Source organism: Streptomyces sp. WM6386 (assembly GCF_000972385.1).
GTDB lineage: Bacteria > Actinomycetota > Actinomycetes > Streptomycetales > Streptomycetaceae > Streptomyces.
This window is the reverse complement of record NZ_JXTE01000076.1, coordinates 16,005-35,457: the sequence shown is the minus strand read 5'-3', so window position 1 is coordinate 35,457 and position 19,453 is coordinate 16,005. Positions and strand designations below refer to the sequence as shown.

The 19,453-nt window shown below is 72.4% G+C and carries 15 protein-coding genes and 1 pseudogene; 7 read left to right on the top strand and 9 right to left on the bottom strand.

Features of this window, described 5'->3' with window-relative positions:
- The 4 genes and pseudogenes from TN53_RS34080 to lanKC form a co-directional block, all read right to left on the bottom strand.
- Positions 1-1,116, bottom strand: a pseudogene (locus TN53_RS34080) (ABC transporter ATP-binding protein); the annotation flags it as partial.
- Positions 1,113-2,801 carry an ABC transporter ATP-binding protein gene (locus TN53_RS34075; RefSeq protein ID WP_046262646.1) on the bottom strand — a complete coding sequence of 563 codons (1,689 nt, stop codon included), beginning with the start codon at positions 2,799-2,801 and terminating at the stop codon, positions 1,113-1,115. The gene TN53_RS34075 and the pseudogene TN53_RS34080, both read right to left, overlap by 4 nt.
- Positions 2,802-2,884: 83 nt before the next feature.
- Positions 2,885-2,998 carry a SapB/AmfS family lanthipeptide gene (locus tag TN53_RS34070; RefSeq protein ID WP_030045333.1) on the bottom strand — a complete coding sequence of 38 codons (114 nt, stop codon included), beginning with the start codon at positions 2,996-2,998 and terminating at the stop codon, positions 2,885-2,887.
- Positions 2,999-3,056: 58 nt separating this feature from the next.
- Positions 3,057-5,639, bottom strand: a complete 2,583-nt coding sequence (gene lanKC / locus TN53_RS34065) for a class III lanthionine synthetase LanKC (RefSeq protein ID WP_046262645.1) — start codon at positions 5,637-5,639, stop codon at positions 3,057-3,059.
- A gap of 198 nt (positions 5,640-5,837) precedes the next feature.
- On the opposite strand from lanKC, the gene TN53_RS34060 reads away from it, so the two are divergent.
- The 6 genes from TN53_RS34060 to TN53_RS34035 all read left to right on the top strand — a co-directional run bounded on the left by TN53_RS34060 (position 5,838) and on the right by TN53_RS34035 (position 12,498).
- The gene (locus TN53_RS34060) at positions 5,838-8,294 is read left to right on the top strand and encodes a SpoIIE family protein phosphatase (protein ID WP_046262644.1); all 2,457 of its coding nucleotides are present in this window, start codon (positions 5,838-5,840) and stop codon (positions 8,292-8,294) included.
- Positions 8,295-8,375: 81 nt separating this feature from the next.
- Positions 8,376-8,555 (top strand): hypothetical protein, encoded by a 180-nt coding sequence (locus TN53_RS34055; RefSeq protein ID WP_046262643.1) that lies wholly within the window; start codon positions 8,376-8,378, stop codon positions 8,553-8,555.
- A 152-nt stretch (positions 8,556-8,707) separates the two neighbouring features.
- Positions 8,708-9,775, top strand: a complete 1,068-nt coding sequence (locus tag TN53_RS34050) for a glucose-1-phosphate thymidylyltransferase (RefSeq protein WP_046262642.1) — start codon at positions 8,708-8,710, stop codon at positions 9,773-9,775.
- Positions 9,772-10,752 (top strand): dTDP-glucose 4,6-dehydratase, encoded by a 981-nt coding sequence (gene rfbB / locus TN53_RS34045; RefSeq protein ID WP_046262641.1) that lies wholly within the window; start codon positions 9,772-9,774, stop codon positions 10,750-10,752. Before TN53_RS34050 ends, rfbB begins: the two co-directional genes overlap by 4 nt.
- Positions 10,749-11,609 (top strand): dTDP-4-dehydrorhamnose reductase, encoded by an 861-nt coding sequence (rfbD, locus tag TN53_RS34040; RefSeq protein ID WP_046262640.1) that lies wholly within the window; start codon positions 10,749-10,751, stop codon positions 11,607-11,609. Before rfbB ends, rfbD begins: the two co-directional genes overlap by 4 nt.
- Positions 11,610-11,634: 25 nt before the next feature.
- Positions 11,635-12,498, top strand: coding sequence for a class I SAM-dependent methyltransferase (locus TN53_RS34035; protein ID WP_046262639.1), 864 nt, complete (start codon positions 11,635-11,637; stop codon positions 12,496-12,498).
- A gap of 96 nt (positions 12,499-12,594) precedes the next feature.
- Here TN53_RS34035 and rfbC read toward each other — a convergent pair whose 3' ends face one another.
- Positions 12,595-13,203: a dTDP-4-dehydrorhamnose 3,5-epimerase gene (rfbC, locus tag TN53_RS34030; protein WP_046262638.1), complete on the bottom strand. Its 609-nt coding sequence runs from the start codon at positions 13,201-13,203 to the stop codon at positions 12,595-12,597.
- 4 nt (positions 13,204-13,207) lie between these two features.
- Complete coding sequence (locus TN53_RS34025) at positions 13,208-15,160, bottom strand: glycosyltransferase family 2 protein (RefSeq protein WP_046262637.1); 1,953 nt, start codon at positions 15,158-15,160, stop codon at positions 13,208-13,210.
- Between the two features lie 561 nt (positions 15,161-15,721).
- Between TN53_RS34025 and TN53_RS34020 the strand changes: the two genes are divergently transcribed.
- Positions 15,722-16,645 (top strand): aminoglycoside phosphotransferase family protein, encoded by a 924-nt coding sequence (locus TN53_RS34020; protein WP_046262636.1) that lies wholly within the window; start codon positions 15,722-15,724, stop codon positions 16,643-16,645.
- Here the strand turns inward: TN53_RS34020 and TN53_RS34015 are convergent.
- From TN53_RS34015 to TN53_RS34005, 3 genes are read right to left on the bottom strand one after another with little or no spacing between them, the layout of a single operon-like run.
- Complete coding sequence (locus tag TN53_RS34015) at positions 16,642-17,229, bottom strand: SRPBCC family protein (RefSeq protein WP_046262635.1); 588 nt, start codon at positions 17,227-17,229, stop codon at positions 16,642-16,644. The genes TN53_RS34020 and TN53_RS34015 overlap by 4 nt on opposite strands.
- An 11-nt stretch (positions 17,230-17,240) precedes the next feature.
- A complete protein-coding gene (locus TN53_RS34010) occupies positions 17,241-18,338 on the bottom strand; it encodes an XdhC family protein (RefSeq protein WP_046262634.1) in 1,098 nt (365 codons plus the stop codon).
- On the bottom strand, positions 18,331-19,449 hold the full coding sequence (locus TN53_RS34005) for a vWA domain-containing protein (RefSeq protein WP_046262633.1): 1,119 nt from the start codon (positions 19,447-19,449) through the stop codon (positions 18,331-18,333). Before TN53_RS34005 ends, TN53_RS34010 begins: the two co-directional genes overlap by 8 nt.
- Between the last annotated feature and the right edge of the window lie 4 nt (positions 19,450-19,453).

The window sequence follows — 19,453 nt, the reverse complement described above, 5'->3', positions numbered from 1 at the left end:
GGAGTGGGCAGGGCGCCGCCAGGACGGTGGGTCGGTGGTGCCGGGGAGCTGTGGTGTGGGGTGGCCGGTGGTCCGACGCTCGCCCTCGGACAGCTTGCGGTGCCGCTCCTCGGGCTCGCCCGCAGACCGGGGCGGCCTCCCCATCACCGCACCGGTCTCCCGCGTGCTGTTGCGGACCAGCCGCCGCACCACGACCACCAGCCGCGATCCGCTCGTACCCAGCCCGTGCACCAGGTTGCTCAGGGCGGGCAGCAGGGACTGGGTGACGTAGGCGAGGGCGCCGACCAGGGCGCCCGTGGTGACGCCGTTGCGGAGCAGCCAGGGCGCGCTGGCGAGCAGCAGCACGATCGGCAACTGGCCGCCGATCGCGAGGGACGCCACGCGCAGCACGCTCCAGCGGGCCAGGGACGTCGCGGCCCGCAGTTCGGCGTCGACCCGGTCCCCGGTGCCGTCGGCGACCTGTTCCTCCGCACCGGCCGCCGTGATGTCCCGCAGCCCGGGACAGACGGCACCGAGCCGCTGCGCCAACGCCTCGTCGGCGACGAGGAACGTCTCCTGACGGCGGGCCAGCGGCCGCAGCGTCGCCGCGAACAGCGCCACCCCGGCGAGGAGCGGGAACCCGACCACCACAAGGAGCAGCGGGGCGAGCGAGAACAGGCCGACGAGGGCGCCGGCCGCGGTGAACACGAACGAACGCGACACCATCACCAGACCGGCGAACGTGTCCCGCGCGATCTCGGCCTGCTGGGTGAGCCCGGACAGCGCCCCGGCATCCCCCTCCCGGACCCCGCGCGCGACGACCCGCGTCACGAGCCGGTCCCTGAGCGGTTCGACGAGTGCGGCGACCGCGGCGTACACCCGCACCGTGCCGTACGCCCCGACGAGGACACCGAGCCCGGCCACCCCCAGCCACACGAGTCCCGGGCCCACCCGCCCCGCCAGGAACCCCTCGTCCAGGGCACGGGCGGGCGCGTACCCGGTGAGGAAGGTCTGCCCGGTCTCCAGCACGGACCAGGCCCCGAGCCGCAGCACGACCCGCCACCGCTCCCGCAGGAAACGCAGACCGGGACGCAGAACCTTCTCCGCCGGCTCCGCTCCGGCGCCCCCGCCCCTCACGCCCCCTCCCCGCCCGCGAACACCGCCCGGTACCCCGGCATCGTCCACAACTCCTCATGCGGTCCGATGGCCCGTACCCGCCCCTCGTCCAGCCAGGCCACCGCGTCCACGCGGGCCGCCGTCGACGCTCGGTGGGCGATCAGCAGCCGGGTGCCGTCCGTGCCGGCGCCCACCAGGGACTCGGTGATCCGGGCCTCCGTCACCGTGTCGAGGCTGGACAGGGCGTCGTCGAGGACGAGGAGGCGGCCGCCGTGGGCGAACGCCCGGGCGAGGCCCAGACGTTGGGACTCGCCGCCGGAGCGCGGGGCGTCGGCGCAGCGGGTGGCGTATCCGGCGGGCAGTCGGCTCACGAAGTCGTCCGCGTGGGCCGCGCGGGCCGCTTCCCGGATCCGGGCGGGAGAGGGGGAGGCGAGGCCGAGGCCGATCTCCTCCTCCAGCGTGCCGCCCAGCAGGGCGGGCCGTTCGAAGGCGTGGCCGATCGCCCGGCGCAGCTCGTCACGGGTCAGCTCCCGCAGCGGCACCCCGTCGAGCAGGACCTCCCCGGCGTCCGGGTCGGCGAGGCGTCCGGCGAGCGCCGCCAGCAGCGACTTGCCCGCGCCGGACCGGCCGACCACGGCGAGGGTCGTCCCCCCGGGCACGACGAGGTCCACTGCGTCGAGCACGGCCCGTCCGCCCCGCCGGGCCGTGACCCCGCGCAACTCCAACCGGCCGGGGCCGCAGGGAAGTTGGTGCTCGCCGTGCACCGCGGCGGGCTCCGCGAGCACCTCGGTGAGCCGTCCGGCGGCGGCCCGGGCGCGGGCCAGTCCCGCGAGCTGTCCCACCAGGACGCCGACACCGGTCGCGAGCACCGCGTAGCGCGAGGCCGCGAGCACCTCGCCCACCGTCAGCCGGTGCCGGGCGAGCAGGACGCCGGCCACCGCGACGACGCCGAGCTGGAGCAGTGGTGCCACGGCGAGGGACTGGCCGGCCGCCCGGCCCTGCACCCGCCACATGCGATGCCCGGCCGAGGAGAGTTCGGGCAGCGGTCGCAGGATCCGCGCCGTCTCGCGCTCCGCCGTCCCGGCCGCCGCGATCGTGCGGTGTCCGTCGACGGCCTCGGCGAGCGCCGCCGCGATCCGCCCCTGCGCCTCCTGGTAGCGCGTCACGCATTCCCGGGTGTCGCGGGCGAAGGCGCGCAGCAGCAGCGCCAGGACCGGTGCTCCGGCCAGCCACACGGCCGCGAGCCACGGATCGATCAGAGCGAGGGCCACCAGGCCGCCGGCCGGTCCGGCCAGCGCGGAGAGCAGGGCGGCGCGGGAGGTCGGCGCGGTGCCGGCCTGCGCGGCGTTGCCGACGAGCCGGGCGACGAGATCGCCGGGCCCGAAGCGGGCGGCGGCGCGCGGGCCGACGGCCAGGACATGACCGGTGAGGCGGCGGCGCAGCCAGGCGGTGGTGCGGGCGTCGACCGTGCCGCCGAGCACGGTCTCGCAGGCGTCGAGGAGAGCGATCAGCGCGACGAGTGCGGCGCAGTACAGCACCCAGCGGGTCGCCGGGTCGTGCGCGAGGAGCAGGTCCAGGGTGCGACCCAGCGTGGCGGGCAGCAGCAGAGCGGCGCCGGTCGCCGCGGTGCTCGCCAGGCACAGGGCCAGCCAGCGGGCGGGGGCCGGACCGAGCGGCCCGTGCAGCGTGCCGACGTTCTCAGCCATGTCACCCCTCGAAGTGCGGGGCTCCGGGCGGCCTCTTCCTCGCGGGAGCGGACCGCCCGGAGCCTAGGTACGCAGGGTGCTCGTCAGAGACAGAGCGTGATGCTCGCGGCGCTGACGCAGGACAGCAGGCTGAGGGTGCTGTTGCCGCCGCCGGTGTGCTCGTCGGACTCCATCGTCTGCAGGTCGAGAAGTGCCATGTCGCTTCCTTCCATCGGTGTCGTCCACCCGTGGGGACGGGGTTGGGTCACGGCTCCGTCAGTTCGCGGGACCGTGCTGTGGGGGCCGCCCGAGCGGCGGCAGGAACGGCAGGTGCGCGTGCGTACTGCTGTCGAGGGCCGCGCCGAGCGCGAGCAGGCACCCTGCCGTTCCGGTGCCCAGGTCCATCGACAGCCGCATCATCTGGTGTCCGGGGAAGGCCAGTTGGCCCTGGTAGTCCATCGCGAACCAGCCGAGCCCGGCGATCTGCTCGGCGATCCGCACGTCGCCGGTGCGGGCGAGGTGCAGGATCAGTCCGGCACGGCCCTGGAAGAGGCCGGGCTGCACATAGAAGCGGCAGGTGGCGGCCGTCAGGATGCCGTCCCTGGCCCGTACGAACTCCTCGCCGGGGTCGTCGGCGTGGGCGAGGTAGTCGTCCAGGACCATCCCGATGCCCGCACTGCCGTCGCCGAGATACGGCAGCGTGCGCCAGCCCTCGTCGACCTCCATCGCACCGCCCTCGCGGGTCGCGCAGCACTCCAGGTCACGCCGCAGCGCCACCTCGGCAGCCGCCAACACCCGCTGCTCACCGGTGCGTTCGTACTGCCGCAGCAGGAACAGCGCGGCCCCGCTCGCACCCCTCAGCAGCCCGGCCCGGCGCCGTCGCGGCGTGTCCGGGGCCGGCTCCGCGAGACGTCGTACGAGGATGTCGGCGGCCTCCGCGGCCCGGTCCCGCAGCTCCGCCTCGCCGGTCGTGCGGGCCAACTCGCCCAGCACCAGGCCGAGTCCGGCCAGCCCGCCGTGCAGGTCGGAGGAGAGGTTCTGCCAGCGCTCGGCGAGGATCGAGTCGGTGAGGTCGAGCGCGCGCTGGCGGTGCCCGAGCCGGTCCAGGACGTGGGCGACGCCCGCGAGCCCGTCGTAGAGGCCCAGCGGTGTGCCCCTGGGCGGCGGCGCGGTGCGGGCCAGGAGCCAGCGCTCGCCCTCCTCGTACCGTTCGGCGCCGATCGCGTCCAGCGCGTACAGCACCCCGGCCGCACCGTGCGCGAGGCCCAGGCCGCCGCCGTCGGAGAACTGCGCGATGTCGCCGGGGAAGAGCCGGTCCTCGCGCTCCGGGGTGGCCGAGGCGAGGATCGCCTTGACCATCGAGTCGCGGCTGAACGGCCAGTCGCCGGGCGGCACGTAGGACGGAGCGCGCACCGGCGTCTCCCGGGTGATCTCCGCGACCGCCTCGTCGAGGAACTCGCGCGGCACGTCCGGGAACTGACGGGAGATCACCTCCGCCAGATGGGCCGCCTTGCCCCGGTCGACCACGAACAGCGTGGTGACCGGCAGGAACAGGGCGAGCCGCAGACACGCCAGCGCGTACCGGTCGACGTCGATGCCGGTACGGTCCGGCGGAGCGAAGAACCCGGGGTGGGCGACCACCTGACGGCCGTTCTCGCTGACGGGCGCGGCCGCCTCGAAGTCGAGCAGGGACACCGACTCCTCGTCCGGGCCGACCATGATGTTGAAGACGTGCAGGTCGTTGAAGACGATCCCGCGCGCGTGCATCGCCGCCACCGCCCGCTCCACCGCCCCGTGGATGCGCACCGCCCACGCCGTGTAGTCCGCCACGGCCTTGGGATCAGGATCCGGGGTGAGCAGCGGATGGCGCTCCGCGAAGAACGAGTTCAGCGGGCGCCCTTCCAGGAAGTCCATGACGAGGAAGCGGTGGTCGCCGAGCGTGAACCAGTCCCGCACCTCCGGCACCACACCCGTTCCCGCCACCTGTTCCAGGGCGTACTTCTCCCGCTCCAGCCGCGAGATCGCGTCCGCCCCGTCCGCGGCCAGCCCCGCGTGCGGCCGCCCCTCCTTGAGGACGACCTTGCTGCCGTCCCGGGTGTCGGTGCCCGCGTACACCCCGCCGCCGTTGGAGAAGTGCAGCGCCTTCTCGATCCGGTACGGCAGGTCGCCCACCGTCGTCGTGTTCCGCGCCGCCAGATGCGGCTCCAGGAACGTCGGCAACGTCACCCACTCGGGCACCTGGAAGGACGGCGCCCGCCGGTCGGGGATCAGCTTGCCCGCGCCGTCCCGCACCGCCGGCACCAGCGAGCCCCGCTCGTCGACCACGAAGGTGCGGGCGAACGCGCCGTAGCGGACATAGAGCGGACCGTCGTACCAGCGCAGATCGGTGAGGATGTAGGGACCCTCGAAGCCTTCGAGGAGCTTGCCCAGCTCACGCAGGACGGTGTGGAGCTGCTCCTCGTCGGCCGGGTAGATCGTGACGAACTTGCCGCTGGTGTCGCGGCCGGCGTACTTGGTGTTGCGCAGGTGCAGCAGATGCGGCCCCGGTACGAACTTGAACGCGATGCGCCGCGGTACGCAGTAGTCCCACACGATCGCCGCGATCCGCTCGGCGTTAGCCCGGGTGGCCGAGGCGTGGATCTTCCAGCCCTGGGCCGGCCCCGGCGCGGGGGCGCCGTCCGGGCCGAGCGGTGTCAGCGCCAGCCAGTCGCCGATCCGCGACGCGTCCCAGCCGCCGGGCACCTCACGCCGCGCCGTCCCGTACTGGGGCGCCGCCTCGGACACCCCCGCGGACAGCCGGTCCGGCGTCTCGTAGAAGTGCCGGTCGGCGAGCGCGTACACCTCGTACCGCTTGTCCATACGACCCCCTCCGTGGCCCGGCATCGAGCTTCCTGCGGGGACGGCGGGCACGGACAGTCATGCCTGTCACGAGATCACCGTGCGGAACGCATGCGTCAAGACTTGTTCGGTGAGTTTCGAGCGTGACCACCGCGGAGCCACCGCAGACACTCCACGGAACGGTCACAGGGGCTGCGCAGGTGTCTCATAAGCGCTGTAATGGCGGACGTGGTCAGTGAGGGCGCTGCGGGACGCAGAACGGGAACGCCCCGTGCCGAAATCGCCCTCAAAGCGGTCACGGCCGATCCGGGCTCGCCCGAGCGGCTGCGGCGCGTCCTGGAGCAGGTGCTCGTCTTCGCCAGGGCCTCCTTCGCCGCCGTGTACACGCTGAGCCAGGACGGCGAGCTGCTGTGCCTGGCGGAGTCGGTCGGAGTGCCACGGACCCTGTACGGCGTGCGCGACGGCTATCCCGCCTCCGGACGGTCCCCCGTGGCCGACGTCCACCGCACCGGCAAGGCCGCCTGGCTCGGCCCCGAGGAGCTCGCCGAGGCCGCCGAGTCGCGGCGCACGCCGGCGGGGGACTTCTGCCTCGCGGCCCTGCCCGCCCGCGGTGACGGCGGCGGAGGCTGTCTGGTCGCGGTGAGCGAGCGCCCCGACGGCTTCGACGCCGACGACCGCGCATGCCTGGAACTCATCGCCGACGCCGTGGCCTACTCCGCTCCGGCCCGGCCCGCCGAGGGCGAGGAGCTGCCCGCCAACGCGTTCACCCTCGCCATGGACACCGGACGCGTCGAGGTCGGCGTCGACATCCTGGAACTGTTCCGCATGGGCCGTGAGGACTTCGACGGCCGTGTCGAGACCCTGCTGGCGCTGACCGTGCCCGAGGACCTGCCCTCCCTGATGTCGGTCGTCGAGGCCGACCACATGTCCATCGGCGACCGCGAGCTGGAGTTCCGGGTCCTCCAGCCCACCGGCCCACCCAAGTGGCTCAGACTGCGCGGCCGCCTCCTGCCGGGCGGCGAGGGCCGGCCCGCCCGGCTGGTGGGCACCGTCGCCGACGCCTCCACGCTGCGTTCCGACGTCACCGACGTGGCCCGCGTCCAGCGCCTGGCCGCCGCCCTGGCCGCCGCCGGCACCGTCCGTGACGTCAGCCAGGCCGTGGTCGCCGCCCTGCGCAAGCCGCTCCAGGCCGACCGCATCGCGCTCGCCGAACTGGAGGGCGACCGGCTCATCGTCACCGTCCTCGATCCGCCCGAAGCGGAGTCCTGGCCCGAGCTGTGGCGTCTGGAGTGGCGCACCGAGTGGCCCGACGCGCCCGTACGCGCCATGCCCACCCTCGCCGCGGCCCTGAGCGAGGGCCGCGCCCACATCTGGCCCGCCGGCACCGCCCTGGAACCCGCCCTCGCCGAGGTCGGCCCCGGCGGCCTCGCCGTGCTGCCGCTGCCCGGCGGGGGCCGCATGGTCGGGGCCTGTCTGATCGGCTGGGACACCCCGCACGACTTCGGCCCCGACGAACGCGCCCTGCTCACCGCCTCCGCCGGCCTCGCGGGTCAGGCACTGATGCGCGCCCACGCCTTCGACGCCGAACACGAACTCGTCGGCATGCTCCAACGTCAGCTGCTGCCGCGCCGCCTGCCCAAGCTGCCCGGCGCGATCGCCGTCGCCCGCTATCTGCCCAGCACCGCGGGGCTGGAGCTGGGCGGCGACTGGTACGACGTGATCCCGCTGCCCGACAACCACGTGGCCCTCGTCATCGGCGACGTCCAGGGCCACAGCGCGGCCGCCGCCACCCTGATGGGCCAGATGCGCACCGCCCTGCGCGCCTACGCCGTCGAGGGACACCCCCCGGACGTCGTCGTCTCCCACGCCAACCGGCTCCTCATGGACATGGAGACCGACCTCTTCGCCACCTGCTGCTATGTCGACGTCGACATGGAGCAGGGCTCCGCCTGGTGCGTGCGCGCCGGACACCTGCCGCCGGTGCTGCGTCACCCGGACGGCGGCACCGAGATCGCCGAGGCCGAGGGCGGCCCGCCCCTCGGTGTGGTCATGCAGGCGGACTTCCCGATGACCCCGCTCAGCCTCCAGCCCGGCACCCTGATCGCCCTGACCACCGACGGCCTCGTGGAGTCCGTCGACTCCGACATCGACGAGGGCATGGACCGCTTCGCCCAGGGGCTGTCCGTCTCCGACCCCGCCCACCTGGGCCTCGTCGCCGACGCCCTGCTCGGCAACGCCCGCCGCAGCGACGACGTCGCCCTGCTCCTCATGCGCTACGACGGCATGACCACCCGTCCGCAGCGCGAGAGCTGGACGGTGTGGCGCGTCCCCCAGGCCGTCGGACACGCCCGCCGCTTCACCCGGCGCACCATGCGCACCTGGGGCGTGTCCGGCGACGCCCTGGACACCGTGCTGCTCGTCGTGTCCGAACTCGTCACCAACGCCCTCGTGCACACCGACGGCCGGGTCCGCCTCGAGCTCACCCTCGTCAACCACCGGCTGCGCGTCGCCGTCGCCGACTCCTCGCCGCGCACCCCCGCGAGGGCGACGCGCATCGGCTGGGAGGCAACCGGCGGGCGCGGCATCCTCCTCGTCGAGACCGTGTCGGACGCCTGGGGGACGCTGCCGGTCAGCGGGGGCAAGCAGGTGTGGAGCGAGATCTCGCTGGAGCGGTGAGTGCCGAGCGGCGCCGACGGGGTACCCGGTGTCCCGACAACACCGTGCATCCGTGCAGCAGAAGAAGGAAGATGAACCGCCGTGACCGCGCACATTCTTGAGAAGTCCGTCGCCCGCCGGCCCGAGACGGGCTGGGCCAGGGCCCGTCGGCTGCGAGGCCGGGCCGTCGTGCGGACCTGGGTGCCGGCCGTCGTGGATTCCGACGGCACGTACGTCGTCTGCCCGGTCGCGGAGGGCAACATCGTCAGGGGTGAGGACTGACCCCTGGGCCTGACCACTCGTACGGGTGCACCGGGAACTGATCGAACACATGGCGAGTTGATCGAATACACCCGTGTCACCACGGGCTTTCGTCACATGCAAGCCATATCGCGAACGGTCCGTTACCGGCGAACCAGACTAAGGTGAACCAAATGAAGGCTCTTGTCCTGTCTGGTGGCGCCGGTACGCGATTGCGACCGATCACCCACACTTCGGCCAAGCAACTCGTTCCCGTGGCCAACAAACCCGTCCTCTTCTACGGCCTGGAGTCCATCGCGGCCGCCGGGATCACCGAAGTCGGGGTGATCGTCGGCGACACCGCCGCCGAGATCGAGGAAGCCGTCGGAGACGGCTCGAAGTTCGGTCTGGAGATCACCTACATCCCCCAGGACCGCCCGCTCGGACTGGCCCACGCGGTGCTGATCGCACGGGACTTCCTCGGCGACGACGACTTCGTGATGTACCTCGGCGACAACTTCATCGTCGGCGGCATCTCCGAGCTGGTGGACGAGTTCCGCGTCAACCGGCCCGCCGCCCAGATCCTCCTCACCCATGTGCCCGACCCGCGCTCCTTCGGCGTCGCCGAACTCGACCCCGCGGGCCAGGTGATCGGCCTGGAGGAGAAGCCCGAATCCCCCAAGAGCGACCTCGCCCTGGTCGGTGTCTACCTCTTCACGCCCGTGATCCACGAGGCGGTCCGCGCCATCGAACCCTCCTGGCGCGGCGAGTTGGAGATCACCCACGCCATCCAGCACCTCATCGACATCCACGCCGACGTCCGCTCCACGGTCATCAAGGGCTACTGGAAGGACACCGGCAATGTCGGCGACATGCTGGAGGTGAACCGGACGGTCCTGGAGACCATCGAGCACCGCATCGACGGCGAGGTCGACGAACGGTCCGAGCTCGTCGGCCGGGTGGTCGTCGAGGAGGGGGCGCGTGTCTCCGGCTCCCGCGTCGTCGGGCCCGTGATCATCGGCGCCGGGACCGTCGTCAGCGACTCCTACGTGGGTCCCTTCACCTCCGTCGCGGAGAACTGCCGGATCGAGGACAGTGAGTTGGAGTTCTCGATCGTGTTGCGGGACTCCTCGATCCAGGGCGTCGGGCGTATAGAGTCCTCCCTCATCGGCCGTCATGTCGAGGTGACCCCGACGGCCGGTATGCCCAGTGCCCACCGCCTCGTGCTCGGAGACCACAGCAAGGTGCAGATCCATTCATGAATCTCCTCGTCACCGGCGCCGCCGGCTTCATCGGCTCCCAGTACGTGCGCAGACTCCTCGCCTCGGAGACCCCCGACGCGCCACGGATCACCGTGCTGGACAAGCTCACCTACGCGGGCACCCTGGACAACCTCGAACTCGACCACCCCCGGCTGGAGTTCGTCCAGGGCGACATCCGCGACGCCGAGCTGGTCGACAAGCTCATGGCCGATGCCGACCAGGTCGTGCACTTCGCGGCGGAGTCCCATGTGGACCGCTCCATCGCCGGGGCGACCGACTTCGTGATGACCAACGTGGTCGGCACCCAGACCCTGCTGGACGCGGCCCTGCGGCACGGCACCGGCCCGTTCGTGCACGTCTCCACCGACGAGGTCTACGGCTCCATCGAGCACGGCTCCTGGCCCGAGAGCCACCCCCTGCAGCCCAACTCGCCGTACTCGGCCTCCAAGGCCTCCTCCGACCTGCTCGCCCTGGCCTACCACCGCACCCACGGCATGGACGTCCGCGTCACCCGCTGCTCCAACAACTACGGGCACCACCAGTTCCCCGAGAAGGTCATCCCGCTCTTCATCACCAACCTCCTCGACGGCCTGAAGGTCCCCCTCTACGGCGACGGCCGCAACGTCCGCGACTGGCTGCACGTCGACGACCACTGCCAGGGCGTCGACCTGGTGCGCACCAAGGGCCGGGCCGGCGAGGTCTACAACATCGGCGGCGGCACCGAACTCAGCAACAAGGAACTGACCGGACTGCTCCTCGAAGCGAGCGGCGCCGACTGGGACATGGTCGAGTACGTCGAGGACCGCAAGGGCCACGACCTGCGCTACTCCGTCGACTGGAGCAAGATCCACACCGAGCTCGGCTACCAGCCGCGCCACGACTTCGCCACCGGCCTCGCCGAGACCGTCGCCTGGTACCGGGAGAACCGTTCCTGGTGGGAGCCGCTGAAGCGGCGCGTCGCCCAGGAGCACGTATGAGGTGGCTGGTCACCGGGGCCGGCGGGATGCTCGGCCGGGACACGGTCGACGAACTGACGCGCCGCGGCGAGCAGGTGACGGCCCTGGACCACGCGGGGCTCGACATCGCCGACCCCGACGCCGTCGACACCGCCCTCGCCGGGCAGCGCCCCGACCTCGTGGTCAACTGCGCCGCGTACACCGCCGTCGACGACGCCGAGACCGACGAGAAGCAGGCCCTGCTGATCAACGGCGACGGGCCGCGGAACCTCGCCCGCGCCTGCGCGGCCCAGGGAGTACGCCTGGTGCACGTCTCCACCGACTACGTCTTCGCCGGCGACGCCCGCAGCGCCCCGTACCCGGAGGACCACCCCACCGCGCCGCGCACCGCCTACGGCCGCACCAAACTGGCCGGGGAACAGGCCGTGCTGGAGGAGCTCCCCGAGTCCGGCGCCGTGCTGCGCACCGCCTGGCTCTACGGCGCCCACGGCCGCAACTTCGTCAGCACCATGATCGCGCTGGAGGCCTCCCGCGACACCGTCGACGTCGTCGACGACCAGCGCGGACAGCCCACATGGAGCGCGGACGTGGCGACCCGCATCGCCGACCTCGGCCCCCGCATCGGCCAGGGCGCGAGCGGTGTCTTCCACGCCACCAGCTCCGGCGAGACCACCTGGTACGGACTGGCCCGTGAGGTGTTCCGGCACCTCGGTGCCGACCCCGACCGGGTGCGGCCGGTGGGCGGTGCCGCCTACCCGAGGCCCGCGCCCCGCCCCGCGTACAGCGCGTTGGGTCATGCGCGCTGGGAGCAGGCCGGCCTCACCCCCATCCGAGACTGGCGGGAGGCGCTGGCAGCGGCCTTTCCGTCCCTGGCGTGACCATCACAGAGGGAGATTCCGGAGCATGTCGATCAAGTCGGCCGTGAAGAAGGCCGTCAAACCCGTCGTCGGTGAGCGTGGCTGGGAGACGCTGCGCAAGGTCAAGCAGCGGACGGTCGGCCCCCAGCCGAAGCCCAAGCCGAAGCCGAAGGCCCTCACGGGTGTCGCCGCGATCTCCGACGACCTGTGCAAGCTGGCCGCGCACTTCAAGACCGACAAGTGGGGTGCCCACAAGTACGCGCAGCACTACCAGCGCTACCTCCAGCACCTGAAGAACAAGGAGTTCAACCTCCTGGAGATCGGCATCGGCGGCTACGCCCGGGCCGGTCAGGGCGGTGCGTCGCTGCGGATGTGGAAGGCCTTCTTCCCCAACGCGCAGATCCACGGCGTCGACATCCAGGACAAGTCGTTCGTCGACGAGGACCGGATCACGACATACATCGGCGACCAGTCCGACCCCGAATCACTGCTGTCCATCGCCGGGAAGATCGGCAAGCTCGACGTCATCATCGACGACGGCAGCCACCGCAGCCCGCACGTCATCACCACGTTCAAGACCCTGTTCCCGCTGCTCGCCGACGGCGGTATCTACGTGGTCGAGGACACCCAGAGCTCCTACTGGCCCGAGTGGATGGGCAGCGAGGACCTCGACTCCCCGGACACCAGCATGGGGCTGCTCAAGCGGCTGACGGACGGGCTGAACTTCGAGGAGTTCGTGGACGAGGACTACAAGCCCACGTACACCGACCGCAACATCGTGGGCGTGCACTTCTTCCACAACCTCGTGATCATCGAGAAGGGCGTGAACGCGGAGGGCAGCAACAAGCGCCAGGCCCTCAAGGCCCGCTACGGCACCCCCGCCGCCCCCAAGGCGACGAAGACGACGTAAGACCGCAGGGCCGTACCCGTGGCACGGCAGCAGTGGACCCCGCCCTTCGTCTTCGAAGGACGGGGTCCACTGCTGTCACGCTTCGGCGCAGCGCCGTCAGTCGCCGGGCCGCCCGGCGCGCAGCCGCTCGTAGTAGGCGGAGCACTCCTCGTACGACGGAAGCAGTCCGGACCGCTCCGCCTCGGCCAGCGACGGCGCCTGGTCGTCCTTCTCCGACAACACCGGCGCGATCCCCTCCGGCCAGGCGATGGCCAGCTGCGGATCCAGCGGGTGCACCCCGTGCTCACGCCCCGGCGCATATCCCGTCGTGCACAGGTACACCACGGTGGCGTCGTCGGTGAGTGCCATGAACGCGTGCCCGAGCCCCTCCGCGAGGAACACGGCGTGCCGCGTGTCGTCGTCGAGCCGCACCGCCTCCCAGCTGCCGAAGGTGGGCGAGCCGACGCGGATGTCCACGACCACGTCCAGGACGGCGCCGCGCACACAGGTCACGTACTTGGCCTGGCCGGGCGGCACGTCCGCGAAGTGCACTCCGCGCAGCACGCCCCGCTTGGAGACCGAGCAGTTCGCCTGCGCCAGCGACAGGTCGTACCCGGTGGCCTCGCGGAACTCCTCGCCGCGGAACCACTCGTGGAAACTGCCCCGCTCGTCCGGGAAGACCTTGGGCTCCAGTACCCAGGCGCCCTCTATGCCCAGCGGTCGCACGCCGCTACCTCCTGCCGTTCTTGATCCGTGATGTCGCACCGCGCAGCACCCTGCCGAGCTTGCGGCGGACCCGGCGGGCCAGCCGCTCCATGCCACCGGGGTTGGGCGCGCGCACCGCGCGGACCGTCTCGCCGGTGACGCGCAGGGCGAACGGCAGGACGAGGAAACGCGGTTCGGCCGCTTCCGGGACGGGACTCAGCGCGACCCGCCAGGTGGAGGCCCTGAGTTCGGCGAGGGGCAGCTCGGTCTCCAGCACCGATCCCGAGCCGTCCGCGGCGGGGGAGAGGGTGCCGGGCACGTCCACGATGCTCGCGGAGCCGAGCCGCAGCACGACCTTGCGCTCATCGGCCACATGCAGCGGCAGAGGCACCTGGATGTGGTCGTCGGAGACGGTGACGGTGCCCGGCGTGGCACGGTCCAGGCCGAGCCGTTCGGGCGCGCGGTCCACGGCGAGGGCGAGGTTGCCGTGGGGGTGGGTCCAGTACGGCAGGACCGTACGGCCGCCCGCGACGGCGGCCTGCGGTGCGGGCCGGTCGTGTGCCGGGGCCGGGCCCAGCCGGCACTCCTTGGTCCAGCCGCCGAGGCGGACACGGACGAAGGCGTCCCACAGCCCGCCGGCCGGGGGCACACCGCCCGCCGCCGTGGCCGGGTCCACCGTGGCCGTCACCCGCAGCACCAGCCGCACCCGCTCGCCGTCGCCTTCCGGCACCGTCTCCCGGGTGACCCGCACCTGCTGGAAGTGCTGGGCGGAGCTGACGCGCTCGCGCAGCAGCAGGTCGCCGGTCGCCGTGTCGAAACGCGCGACGGAGTCGGCGGACACCCACGCGATGGCCTCGGCGGCGTCCAGCGGCGGACCGCCCGTCGCCGGGACGCCATGGGCGGGGAACACCATCGGCTCGCCGCCCGACGTGAACTCGGTGCGCAGAGTGACCCGCAGCGTGCCGTCCTGCCACTCGACGCCCTCCGGGACCGCCCTGAGGGCGATGCCGGCCTCCCATTCGGCGAAGGCGACGACATCGGCGTAGCGGTCCGCGGCGATCAGCTCGGCCACGACCCGTTGGGTCGGCGGGAGCCCGGCCGCGACGCCGGGACCGAAGCGCTCGACGACGGTGGCGTGGATCTCCGTGAACAGACTGCGGCGGTAGTCCTCGGGCATCGCCAGCAGGCGCTTGCCGCGCATCCGCTCGACCATCTCGTTGCGCAGCCAGCGGCGGAAGAGACGGTCCCGCAGGTCCCCCGGCTTGGTGTAGGTCTCGACGACGTCGAGGGCCTCGCGCAGGTTCTTGAAGTACCCCGCCGGTTCGAACTGCTGGAAACCGGCGTTGGAGGCGTCGTCGCGGCGCACGTGGTAGTAGCACACGTAGTCGCTGAGCACGGAGACGTTGTCCGCGCGCAGATAGGCCTCGGCGATGAAGACGTGGTCCTCGAGGCGCCGCCGGCCCTCGGGGAAGCGCAGTCCGATGTCGTCGAGGAAGGCCCGGCGGAACATCTTGTGCGGGGTGAGGCTGTCGATGAGCGGAGCGTTCTCGACCGACGCGCGCGGGTGGTTGCGGCGGAACAGCTCGACGGGGACGGGACGTCCCTTGCCGGCCATCTTCCCCACGATCACATCGGCGCCGTTGGCCACGCCGTAGTCGTACATCCGCTCGAGGGCCTCGTCGCCGAGGTAGTCGTCGTTGTCGACGAACATGACGTACTCGCCCCGGGACGCCGCGAGCCCCACATTGCGGGGCTTGCCCGACCACCCGGAGTTCTCCTGGTGGATGACACGGACGTGGGAATCCTCGGCAGCGAGCTCATCGAGCCGGGCTGGTGTTCCGTCGGTGGAACCGTCGTCGACGAAGACCACTTCGTACTCGTCGGGAGGCAGCGACTGCCTCTTCAGAGATGCGATGCAGTCCTCGATGTAAACCCCGGGGTTGTACACGGGGACGACGACGCTGACCTTGACCGGCATGAGGCTCGGTCCCCCTTGGGTCGCTTGTCGTTTCTGTCATGGTGCGGTGCTTGTGGCCAGATGCTAACCCGACGGCACCACGGTTCTCGCTTCGGCCACCGGCTGGATCGCATACCGATCAGGTGAACGTTGACGATCTCCGCCGATAGTCGGATTGCAGGGTGAACTTGCGTGCGCGAGTGTCGAGTTCCCGGCTCCGGCATCTGCCGTGGGACCTGTTGATCGCGGGACGCGTGTCAACCATGGAGAGCGCGTTTTCGAGTGAATGGTTCCGGTCAACAGGTGCCGGATCCGCGCGAGCGGGGCGTCGGGGCTCTCGCGGCCACTCGGACGGCTACAGGTACGGGTTCTCGCTCAAGGGGTGCGAGGGCCGCGGACAGGATCCGGGCCGCTCCACGCTGAGGGAAGCGGCCCGGGCGCTGCGAGTGTGCGCTGTCACGGACCTCCTTCCGACAGAGGTGCCCAAGAGGGAGTGCGCCCTCGTCGTTGTGCGGCGGCTACCCGTCGGCACCGGTACCGACCCCCTAATTCGTTGGACGCCGGGGGCGTCGCCCCGCTGAGATGGACGGCGTGCTGATCGACACCACGCTCGTACGCCGTCTGCTCACCACGCAGTTCCCGCAATGGGCCGACCTCCCCCTCGCCCCGGTGCAGCAGTCCGGCATGGACAACGCGACCTTCCGGCTCGGCCACGACCTGTCGGTACGGCTGCCCCGGTACGCCTACTGGGCGGGCCAGGTGCACCGCGAGCACCGCTGGCTGCCCCGGCTGGCCCCGCGGCTCCCGCTGGCCGTGTCCGAACCGCTCGCGATGGGCGCGCCCGGCGAGGGCTACCCGTACCCGTGGTCGGTGTACCGGTGGCTGGACGGCGAGACCGTGACCACCGAGGGACTGACCGACCCGGTCCGGGCCGCCCTCGACCTCGCCGGGTTCATCAACGCCCTCCAGGACATCGACCCGACGGGCGGACCCGGACCCGAACAGAGCAACGCCTTCCGCGGGGTGCCCCTGGGCGATCCGCGTGACTCGATCGCCGCCGAGGCGCGGGTGCGGCCCAAGCTCGAGGCCCTGCGCGGCACGGGGCTCGTCGACGTGGACGCGGTGACGCGGGTGTGGGAGGCGGCTCTCGCGGCACCCGCCTGGGAGAAGGAGCCGGTGTGGATCCACGGCGACCTCGCGACCGGCAATCTGCTGAGCCGGGACGGCAGGCTGAGCGCGGTGATCGACTTCGGGACACTGGCCGTCGCCGACCCGGCGGTCGACCTGCTGCCCGCCTACAACTTCCTGCCGCCGCAGGCCCGGGACGCCTTCCGCGAGGCGGTCGACGCCGATGACGCCACGTGGGCCCGCGCGCGCGGCTGGGCCGTCGCGGGGTCGCTCCCGGTGCCCGACGACCCGTACTTCCAGCAGGACCCGGCCCGCGTCACCAGGGCCCTCGGCCACCTGGAACAGGTGATCGCGGACCACCGCCGGGACCAGGTCTAGCGGCGCCGCCACCGCCGTAGCACCACCACCAGCGCGACGACCACGGCGGCGGCGGCCGCCGCGCGCTTGGCGACCGGCACCCCGGCCGTCCGGAACAGGTCCAGTGGTTCGTCCACCACCGGCGGCTGTGCCTCCTGCGGCTGGTCGCCCAGTTGCTCGGCCAGGTTCTGCGCGAACCGGCCGATGATCCGGTCGCCCACCTCCGCCATCACCCCGCGTCCGAACTGCGCCGGACGCCCGGTGACCGTCAGATCGGTGCGCACCGACACGGCCGTACCGCCGTCCTGTTCCGTGAGCGTGCTGGTGACGGTGGCGCGGGCGGTGCCCTGGCCGCGGGTCTCGCGGCCGCTCGCGATGAGGACGATGCGGTGGGCGTCCTCGTCCTGTTCCTCGAAGACGGCGGTGCCCTTGTACGTCACCGTGATCGGGCCGACCTTGACCTTCACCGAGCCGTTCACCGTCTTGCCGTCGTAGTCCTGCACGGCAGCCCCCGGCATGCACGGCGCGACGCGCTCGATGTCCAGGAGCGCCCGCCAGGCGTCGTCGACCGGGACGGGCACGGTGAATTCGTGGTGCAGTTCCATGGCTTCCTCCGTCAATGGGGATGGATGGCTCCTGCGGTGGTGGTCAGAGGGGTTCCTGTGCCGCCCCACCTCAGTGCGACGATCTCGGCGGCGACGGACACGGCCACCTCCTCCGGTGTGCGGGCGCCGAGGTCGAGCCCGACCGGGGAGCGAAGGCGGGCCAGTTCACGGTCCGTGAGCCCGGCCTCGACCAGCCGCTTCATCCGGTCGTCGTGCGTACGGCGGCTGCCCATCGCCCCGATGTAGGCGGCGGGCCGGCGCAGCGCCTCCTGAAGGAGCGGGACGTCGAACTTGGGGTCGTGGGTGAGCACGCAGATCACCGTGCGCCCGTCGGTGTCCGTGCCCTGGAGGTAGCGGTGCGGCCAGTCCACGACCACGTCCACGCCCTGCGGGAAGCGTTTGGGGGTGGCGAAGACCGGGCGGGCGTCGCACACGGTGACCCGGTAGCCGAGGAAGTCACCGATCCTGGCGACCGCGGCGGCGTAGTCGATCGCGCCGAAGACCAGCATGCGCGGGGGCGGCGCGAAGGAGTGCAGGAAGACGGTGACCGCGTCCTCGCGGCGCTCGCCGCGCGGGCCGTAGTGGCGCAACCCGGTTGCTCCCAGGGCGAGTTCGCCGCGTGCGTCGGCGGTGACCGCGACGTCCAGACCGTCGGTGCCGAGGCTCCCCGTGACCCGGTCCGGCCACACCGCAAGGGTCGCCCCGCGTGGTGCGGGTCCGTCGGTCACCGTCGCCACGGTCACCGGACGCCCCGCCGCCACCGACCCGGCGACCTCACCGAAGGCCGGGTCGGTGGCCGCGGAGACGGGCCGCACCAGCAGGGTGATCTCGCCGCCGCAGGTCAGCCCCACCGCGAACGCGTCCTCGTCGCTGTACCCGAAGGTCTGCAACCTTGCCTCGCCGCTCGCCACCACCTCCTGCGCGAGCTCGAACACCGCCCCCTCCACACAGCCGCCCGACACACTGCCGACGACCTCGTCCCCGGGCCCCACGGCCATCGCCGCACCGGGGTCGCGCGGCGCGCTGCGGCTCACGGCGACGACGGTCGCCAGGCCGAACGGCACTCCCGCCGCGTACCAGGCGCTCAGCGCCGGGAGAATCTCACGCACGATCGGCTCCTCTCACGACCGCCGCCAGGCTCTCCAGCGCGGCCAGGCTGTGCCCGTCGACGAATGCGTCCACGCTCGGCAGCGCCGCCGCCATGCCGGCCGCCAGGGGCGCGTACCCGGGGCGTGCCCTGCGCGGATTGGCCCAGATCACCCGGTGGGCCAGCCGCCGCAAGCGTCGCATCTGTGCCGCCAGCACCTCCGGATCGCCACGCTCCCAGCCGTCCGACAGCACCACCACGACCGCGCCGCGTGCCATCCCGCGTTGCCCCCAGCGGTTCAGGAAATCGCGCAGCAGCACACCCAGCCGGGTACCCCCGCGCCAGTCGGGCACGGCCGCCGCGACCGCCCTCATCGCAAGGTCGGGGTCGCGGTGGGAGAGTTCGCGGGTCACCCGGGTCAGCCGGGTGCCGATCGTGAACACTTCGGTGCGCGGACCGCGGGCGGCCGCGTGCGCGAACCGCAGCAGCGCGTCGGCGTAGGGCGCCATGGAGCCGCTGACGTCCACCAGCAGCACGACCCGCCGAGGCCGCTCGGTCCGCGCGTGCCGGCGCAGCCGCCCGGGCTCTCCGCCGCGGCGCAGCAGCTCCCGCACCGTCCGGTGCGGATCGACGTCCCCGCGCCGGGCCGGCCGCCGCCGGGCACTGCGCCGGGACTCGCCGTGCAGGGCGAACGCGGCCAGCAGGCGCCGCAGTTGCTCACGATCGGCGCCGGCCAGCTCGGCGATGTCGCGGTGGCGCAGGACCTCGGCGGAGCCGGCGAGGGAGGCGGTGGGCGGTCCTTCACGCTCGCCCGAAGCGGTCGTACGGGATTCATGGGCATCCCGCACGATCAGGCGCAGCCGGGACGGCGGAGGTACGGACACCGCCTTTCGGCCCGTCTCACCGGCGCCGAAGTACGCGGCGAACACCCGCTCGTAGCGCTCCAGGTCGTCCCGGTCCCCGCACAGGGTCAGCCGGCCCGCCCAGTACACGTCAGCCCGCAGCGAGGGACCCAACTCGTCCACCGCCCGCAGAAAGGCGTGCAGCCGGTCGGCGCTCGCGTCGACGCCGGCCGCGCGCAGGGCACGGGTGAAGCCGAGGAGCGCGGCGTCCGCGGCGAGTACACCCCCCATGACC